This window comes from Rhodococcus sp. ARP2, from assembly GCF_001029585.1.
GTDB classification, from domain to species: domain Bacteria; phylum Actinomycetota; class Actinomycetes; order Mycobacteriales; family Mycobacteriaceae; genus Rhodococcus_F; species Rhodococcus_F erythropolis.
Window position 1 is genome coordinate 1 of sequence record NZ_LEKE01000063.1, and the last position, 6,710, is coordinate 6,710.

The 6,710-nt window shown below is 64.3% G+C and carries 7 protein-coding genes; 3 read left to right on the forward strand and 4 right to left on the reverse strand.

What is annotated here, in order from left to right; genetic code table 11:
* A partial coding sequence (locus ABX74_RS18345) for a polyprenyl synthetase family protein (RefSeq protein WP_082148527.1) occupies positions 1-970 on the reverse strand: 970 nt, incomplete at its 3' end.
* A gap of 170 nt (positions 971-1,140) precedes the next feature.
* Between ABX74_RS18345 and ABX74_RS18350 the strand changes: the two genes are divergently transcribed.
* Positions 1,141-2,130, forward strand: a complete 990-nt coding sequence (locus ABX74_RS18350) for a methylenetetrahydrofolate reductase (protein WP_003941803.1) — start codon at positions 1,141-1,143, stop codon at positions 2,128-2,130.
* Positions 2,131-2,178: 48 nt separating this feature from the next.
* Here the strand turns inward: ABX74_RS18350 and ABX74_RS18355 are convergent, their stop codons facing one another.
* From ABX74_RS18355 to ABX74_RS18365, 3 genes are all read right to left on the reverse strand, one after another.
* Positions 2,179-2,973: an LppM family (lipo)protein gene (locus ABX74_RS18355; protein ID WP_153210984.1), complete on the reverse strand. Its 795-nt coding sequence runs from the start codon at positions 2,971-2,973 to the stop codon at positions 2,179-2,181.
* A gap of 70 nt (positions 2,974-3,043) precedes the next feature.
* Complete coding sequence (locus ABX74_RS18360) at positions 3,044-4,642, reverse strand: phytoene desaturase family protein (protein WP_047889402.1); 1,599 nt, start codon at positions 4,640-4,642, stop codon at positions 3,044-3,046.
* On the reverse strand, positions 4,639-5,244 hold the full coding sequence (locus ABX74_RS18365; RefSeq protein WP_029255555.1) for a GNAT family N-acetyltransferase: 606 nt from the start codon (positions 5,242-5,244) through the stop codon (positions 4,639-4,641). Before ABX74_RS18365 ends, ABX74_RS18360 begins: the two co-directional genes overlap by 4 nt.
* 147 nt (positions 5,245-5,391) lie before the next feature.
* Here ABX74_RS18365 and ABX74_RS18370 point away from each other — a divergent pair, with 147 nt between their 5' ends.
* Both ABX74_RS18370 and ABX74_RS18375 read left to right on the forward strand, forming a co-directional pair.
* The gene (locus tag ABX74_RS18370; protein WP_223257957.1) at positions 5,392-5,943 is read left to right on the forward strand and encodes an SAV_6107 family HEPN domain-containing protein; all 552 of its coding nucleotides are present in this window, start codon (positions 5,392-5,394) and stop codon (positions 5,941-5,943) included.
* 237 nt (positions 5,944-6,180) lie between these two features.
* Positions 6,181-6,627 (forward strand): DUF3040 domain-containing protein, encoded by a 447-nt coding sequence (locus ABX74_RS18375; RefSeq protein WP_019748880.1) that lies wholly within the window; start codon positions 6,181-6,183, stop codon positions 6,625-6,627.
* Positions 6,628-6,710 lie beyond the last annotated feature (83 nt).

Consider the following 6,710-nt stretch of genomic DNA (forward strand, 5'->3'; position numbering starts at 1 on the left):
CGACTTCGTTGTCGGTCAACTGGGTGCCGATTCCGTTGCGGAGCAGTTCTGCTGCCGCCGGATCTGCGGCGTCGGCGCGGGCAAGCGCCATCGCGAACAGGACAGTCCGCTTACCGGCGATGAGATCGTCGCCCGACGGTTTGCCCGTGACGGACGGATCTCCGAAGACACCGAGCAGGTCGTCGCGAAGTTGGAAGGCAATCCCGATGTCGGTGCCGAACGTCCGGTAGGCATCGATCAACTCGGCGTCTGCACCGAACAGTGCGGCGCCGAGGTGCAGTGGGCGTTCGATCGTGTACGCGGCGGTTTTGTAACGGTTGACCCGCATGGCTGCCTCGACGGTCTCGTCTCCGCGGGCTTCGTTGCTGATGTCGAGGAATTGGCCACCGAGCACCTCGGTGCGCATTGCCGACCAGACCGGGCTCACTCGTGCGGCCGCGTCGGGGCTGATCCCGGATTCTCGGATCATGTCGTCAGCCCAGGCCAAGGCCAGGTCGCCGAGAAGAATGGCGACGGCCTCGCCGAAGTGCGCGGAGTCGCCGCTCCACTCCTCGCCTCGGTGCTGGTCCTCGAATTCGACGTGAACGGTCGGGAAGCCGCGCCTGGTCGTTGATGCGTCGATGATGTCGTCGTGGACGAGCGCGCAGGCCTGCACCAGTTCGAGGGCCGCGCATGCACGAATCACCGCCTCCGCGTCGCTCCCGTTCGGGTCGCCTCCGGCGCCGAGCCATCCCGTCCAGGCGAACGAGGGCCGGACGCGCTTTCCTCCGCGCAGGACGAAGGCTTCGAGGGTGCTGACGGCTTTCTCGTATCCACCGCCGATGTTCGAGACGAGTTCGCGGCGTGAATCGAAGAAGTCGCGGAGCGCTCCTTCGAACATGCCTGGCAGTTCGAGTGAGGTCGGATGCGGTGCGGTGTTGGTCGAACTCTGTCCAACGCGCGCGGTTCCTGCGGACAGGGTGGCCTCCAAGATCGGTATGTTCTCGCGCCGGAGGGTTACACGGAAGCGAGCTTGAGGCCCAGCTTAGTGGGGGTTGGAATCAACGGGGGTTCGGGCCGTGAACTGCGTGATCCTGACATTCGGGATACGCGGTCCTGGGCGATGAGCTTGTTTGCAGCTGGAAAACATATGCTTGACCGGTGACATTCGATCCAGTCAGGGGCCGCTCCAGCGAGGGGTGGGCCACCCGAACACCGTCGATCGTCGATCGGATCGCTTCCTCGACAGGTAGCCGTATTCCGTTCTCGGTCGAGTTTTCGCCGCCGCGCGACGCTGACGCCGAAGCGCGCCTGTGGCGTGCGGTGCGTACCTTCGAGCGGCTCGGACCGGCGTTCGTCTCGATGACTTACGGCGCAGGTGGCTCGACGCGCGATCGTACGGTGCGCGTCACCGGCGAACTGGCCGAGGAGACGACCCTGCTGCCGGTTGCTCACCTGACTGCCGTCTCGCACAGCACCGAAGAACTTCGCGCCATGGTCGGTGCATACGCCGACCGTGGCATCAGCAACATCCTCGTGTTGCGCGGCGATCCGCCCGGCGATCCGCTCGGCGAGTGGAAGAAGCATCCCGAAGGCGTCGAGTACGCCGAGGAACTCGTGCGGATGGTCCGTGACCTGGGCGACTTCCACGTCGGCGTCGCGTCGTTCCCCGAGGGGCATTACCGCGCTCCGGACTTGGCGTACGACACGAAGTACCTGGTGTCGAAGTTGCGTGCCGGCGCCGAGTACTCGATCACGCAGATGTTTTTCGACGTGGAGGACTACCTCCGTCTCCGTGACCGGGTGAGTGCATACGACGCAGAACAGGGCGCCAAGCCGATCATCCCGGAGATCATGCCGGTAACGTCGCTGCGCTCGGTGCGGCGCATGCTCGAGCTCTCGGGCTCGTCATTGCCCCCTGCTCTCGAGCGTCGATTCGACGCCGCGGCCGGAAGCGGTCCGGACGAGAACCGTGCAGCGGTCCGCGAACTCGGCATCGATCTGGCCACCGAGATGGGTGAGCGGTTGATCGCCGAAGGCGCTCCGTGCCTGCACTTCATCACGTTGAACTTCGCACGCGCCACCAGTGAGGTCCTCGAGCGACTCGGTCTCACCCCCGACACCTCTGTCGGGACAGCACAAGCCGTCTGATCTCCGGTTGCCCCGCTCGACACCGATCGCGTGGGCAATCGTCAGGCGCTACTTCGTGGTGTTTTTCGGATTCCTGTTGTCAGCTTGCCTGCTGACAGGTGATTTCGTGACAGGCGTCTTCATGGCCGGTGCTTTCGCGGCGGGCGCGCGCTTGATCGGTGCTCGATTGCGCGCCATCCAGGCCATTGCACCGACGATAATCGCGACACCGAGCGCCAGCCCGGCCATGATTCCTGCCCAGCCGGCGAAGCTTCGGGTGCTGGGGTCCGCGTAGTTGACCTCGGCACGCATTGTCGACACCTCGCCGGCGGGCAAAGTCCACGACACCCGGGAATCGCCGTCTCGTGTTCCGTTGGTCGTGCCGACCCGTGCCGGGAAGGCGATGCTGACCTGGACGTCGGCGCCCTGAGTCGGAACCGTCTTCAGGTCTGCCTTGCCGTCGAGCGTGACGGTGTCCCCGGATCGCTTGAGGGTGATCTGGAACGACCCGGATCCCTCGGCATACATCGAGCCCAGTTGGGCGACGTCACCGAAGGACAAGTCGCTGAAGAACGCCTGGCTGCCGACGTATCCGTCCTTCTTGTATTCCTGAACCCGTATCTTGTCCTCCAGCGAGGAAGGCGGGGTCAGCTGCGGACCCTTGTCCGCCTCGTTCGCCGGAATAGCGGCAGCTACCACCTGTCCGGTCACACGATCGTTCGCGGACACTCCCATCGACACCTGCACGCGGATGCACCCGGCAAGCAAGGGAACAAGCATGAGGGCGAGCGCGGCAACCGTCAGGAAACGTTTCCGACTGGTCGGCTTGGCGGCGGGATCGGTGGACTGTTGCACAGTGGTCATCGTGCCAGCCGTGGCGTAGCCAGTCATCGAGGCGGGGGCGTGTCGGCGGGTGAAGTTCGGCGGGTGACCTTCACGACCTGCTCGAACGACGCAGCCACTGACTCGCTTTACCCCGGCGGCTGTCGGACAGTGCGATTCGAGCCGCACTGCGACCACTGGCTCCGGACACACCACCACCGGGATGCGTCGATGCTCCGGTCAGATACAACCCGTCTGCTCCCGGAACGCGATGGCCGGACAGTTCGGGAAGCGGTCGCCACAACATCATCTGATCGAGTGACATCTCGACGTGCATGACATTTCCGCCGATCATCCCCAATTCCGACTCGATGTCGCGGGGAGTCTGAATGAAGCGGTCGAGGACGGAATCGGCGAATCCGGGTGCAAAAGCCTCCATCTCGCCGACGATCCGGTCGGCCTCGGCCTCGGCGACCGACGCCCAATCGCGATGTCCGCTGAGACGATACGGCTGCCACTGCGACCACAGTGTCACCTGATGCCGCCCGGCCGGGGCGATCGTGGGATCGATTCCGCTGAAACTCATTCCGAGAACCGCAGGGCGAGGAGGCAGTTCCCCCGCCAGTGCTGCGCCGTGTGCAGTGCGCAAGTGGGCGCGATCGGAAACGAGTAATTGCAATCCCGAGGTACTTTCCCGTGTCGTGGCGTCGCCGCGGTAGGAGGGGAGCGCAGATGTCGCCAGTCGCAATACAGCGCCGATGCCGGGGCCGACCCTGATCTTCCGCCGCCAGTGATCGAGCGTGGTTCGGTCGAAGCCTCCGTTGCCCAGGAGATCGAGTGTCGTGAGGATGTGGCAACCCGCGATTACCTTGCGAGCGTGAACTTCTCGACCGCTCTCGGTTGTGACGGTCCAGTGATCAGAGTTCCGGCGGATCGACGTCACGCCGTCACCGAGCGCGACGGTGGCGCCGTCGACAGCCATCCGGGATGCCAACGCAGCACTCAGTGCGCCGCTCCCTCCGACTGCTCGCCCGGGCGGCAGGACGTGCATGAGGGCCGCGAAGCCGACCATCGGAGCGGTTCCCGGTTCCGACATCGGAGGCCCGGACTGGGCGCCGAACCACGCCAACGCTGCCTTGAGTGCCTCACTGTCGAAATACTCGTCCAGCAGTGCGTCGCCCGGCGCGAGGAACTGCCGCGACAGTTCGCTGTTGCCGCGCGCTGTGGCCAGTCCTCCGAACGCACCGATCAGGTTCGATCCGGTGGGCGGTGTGGAAAATGCCTTCATCACGTGTCGGCTGCGCTCCGACCAGACCGCGACGAACCGCCGGTACGCGTCGGCGTCCTTTGTCCCGCAAGCTCGTTCGATGGACCGGCAGGTTGCATCGAGGTCGCGATGAAACACGATGCCCGGCCCGTCGGTGCCAGGGGCGGGCGGAGCGAACGCCCACGGGTCACAGTCGATGTAGCGAAGGCCGTGCGCGCCGAGTCCGAGTTCCTCGATGATGCCGCTGTGTCGGATCATGAGGTGTGCAGACGACCCCCGGTCCACCTTGTATCCGGGAAATCGCTCGACGGTCGAGACGGCACCGCCGAGAACCGTGTCCTTCTCGAGAACCTCGACCGACCAACCCTCGCGTGCGAGATACGCGGCCGAAACGAGCGCGTTGTGTCCGGAACCGACGACGACGGCGTCGAGAAATGCGCTCACAGCGGCAGTCCACGGCCGAGGACCGCAAATGGCCGGTTGTCGCCGGCAAAACGAAATCTGCGGAGCACGTCGCGAAAGCCGAGACGGCGGTACAGCCGCCAGGCTCGGTTGTCCTCGTCGAACACCTCAGGTGTCGACAACAGAACGCTGCGTTCGGTTCGATCGACGAGGAGGTGGCGCAAGAGCGATTCGCCCAATCGGTGACCTTGACCGTTCGGATGCACGTGGAGTTCGGTGAGTTCGAAGTAGTCGCTCAGAATCGCGTCGATCTCGCTCTGAGGGCGACCCGAGCGCCGAAGCCCGTGCAGTACCTGTTGATGCCACCACTGGTCCGGGCTCCCGCGATACCCGTAAGCGATCCCCACCAGCGGCAGATTTTCGTGTGACGGTTGCTGGGGAACCGCCAATGCGCCGACGGCTTTCCAGCCAGGCCGGTTCGCGTGCTCCTGCCACATCGGTGCGCGATGGAACTCGGTTCCTCGCGGATAGTCCATCGCAGTGACGTACACGGCCAGTGCCTCGTGGAGTCGACTCGCGAATTCTTCACGATCGAGGTCGACCGTATGTGGTGTCCAGGCGATCTGCGGGTCGACCGGTCTCACCTCTTCTCTTGACGGCGTGTCGGTGGGTGCAGTTATATTGAATAGGTCGAACAGATGTTCGATGTGGGTGATCCGGAGATGCCCGAAGGGAAGCGGGCATCTCCGGCCCACCTGGCCTTGGATCCTTACGGTGCAGGAGGTGCCCCGATGTCCGAGCATGTAAAGCCTGATCGTGTGAAGTGCCAACGAACTCTTCCGGCCGGGTTGTCGAGCCCGTCGGATGCCGCTATCTCGCGATTGCCGATATCGGCGAGGCGGTCCTTCGGTGCGACGGACGCCAGCCACCGCACTGCGCAAGTGGGAAAGTCCGGTGTGGCGTGGGGGCTCCTCCGGAAGGCGGATGCGCTTCTCGAGGAAGCGATTGGGGCGGGCGATCCTGCCGACCGGTTCCGGTGTGCCTATCTGGCAGCACTACGTGGTGCCGGGGCAGTGTTGGCCGCCGCTCCTGCCGGTGCCGGATCGAAGCGCAAGCGAAGCGGAAACGCGTGGGTTCTGATGGACGCCGCAGCGCCCGCGTTCGGAGCGTGGTCGAAGTTCTTCGCGGGGTGGTCCGCTGCGCGTGCGGCCGTGGAAACCGGTGTGTCGATCGTGATCACGGACTCCGATTCCGATGCATTCTTCGCCGAGGTCGGTCGTTTTCTCACGGCGGTCGAAGATTTCATCGGTCAGGACGCGTCCGAGCATTTGCGAGCGTCGTGAACAAATGGTCCGTGTTGGCAGTTGTTTCCGGGGAATTTCCTGGTCCGCACAGGCAAATGGAGCCGAATCGGGGCCCTTCGGCACGAATACGTACGCTTGTGGCGGAACTCGTACCCGGAGTTGGTGGTCCGAGACCTAAACTGCTCGTATTATGAAAACAGGTAATCGTGCAACTTGATTACCCGCCGCCCCACACCGTGGGGTGGTTGCCAAACTTCCAGTGCCGGGGGAGGTACCGTGCCACTCTCCGAGCACGAGCAGCGCATGCTCGATCAGATCGAGAGCGCTCTCTATGCCGAAGACCCCAAGTTCGCCTCCAATGTGAGGGGCGGCCGTATGCGGGCGCCGTCGAGTAGACGGCGGTTCCAAGCAGCGGCTCTATTCGTGCTGGGTCTGGTCCTGCTGATCGCGGGGGTTGCCCTCCCGCTCAAGCCGGGCGGTTTTCCGATCATCAGCCTGTTCGGTTTCTTGTTCATGTTCGGCGCAGGGGTCTTGTTCCTCTGGGGTGGTGGACGCAAGTCCGCAGCAGCAGCCGAACCCGCTTCCGAAGGTGGCAATCATCCCTCCGGTCCGCCGGGTAGGGGTAGTGCCGGTGGATCCGGGCGGGGACGCGGCCGCAAGTCCGGCGGCGGATTCTCGTCGCGGATGGAAGATCGATTCAAACGCAGGTTCGAGCAGGACTAGCTCTCCCGCCCTTCTTCGGGCGTACTTCGAGAGTGGTGCAGTTCGGACATGACGCCCTCTGTAGGGCACGGACGACCACACGT

Coding starts and splice junctions, on each gene's coding strand:
- ABX74_RS18355 (WP_153210984.1), bottom strand. CDS start 2,973: ATGACCACTGTGCAACAGTCCACCGATCCCGCCGCCAAGCCGACCAGT.
- ABX74_RS18370 (WP_223257957.1), top strand. CDS start 5,392: ATGTCCGAGCATGTAAAGCCTGATCGTGTGAAGTGCCAACGAACTCTT.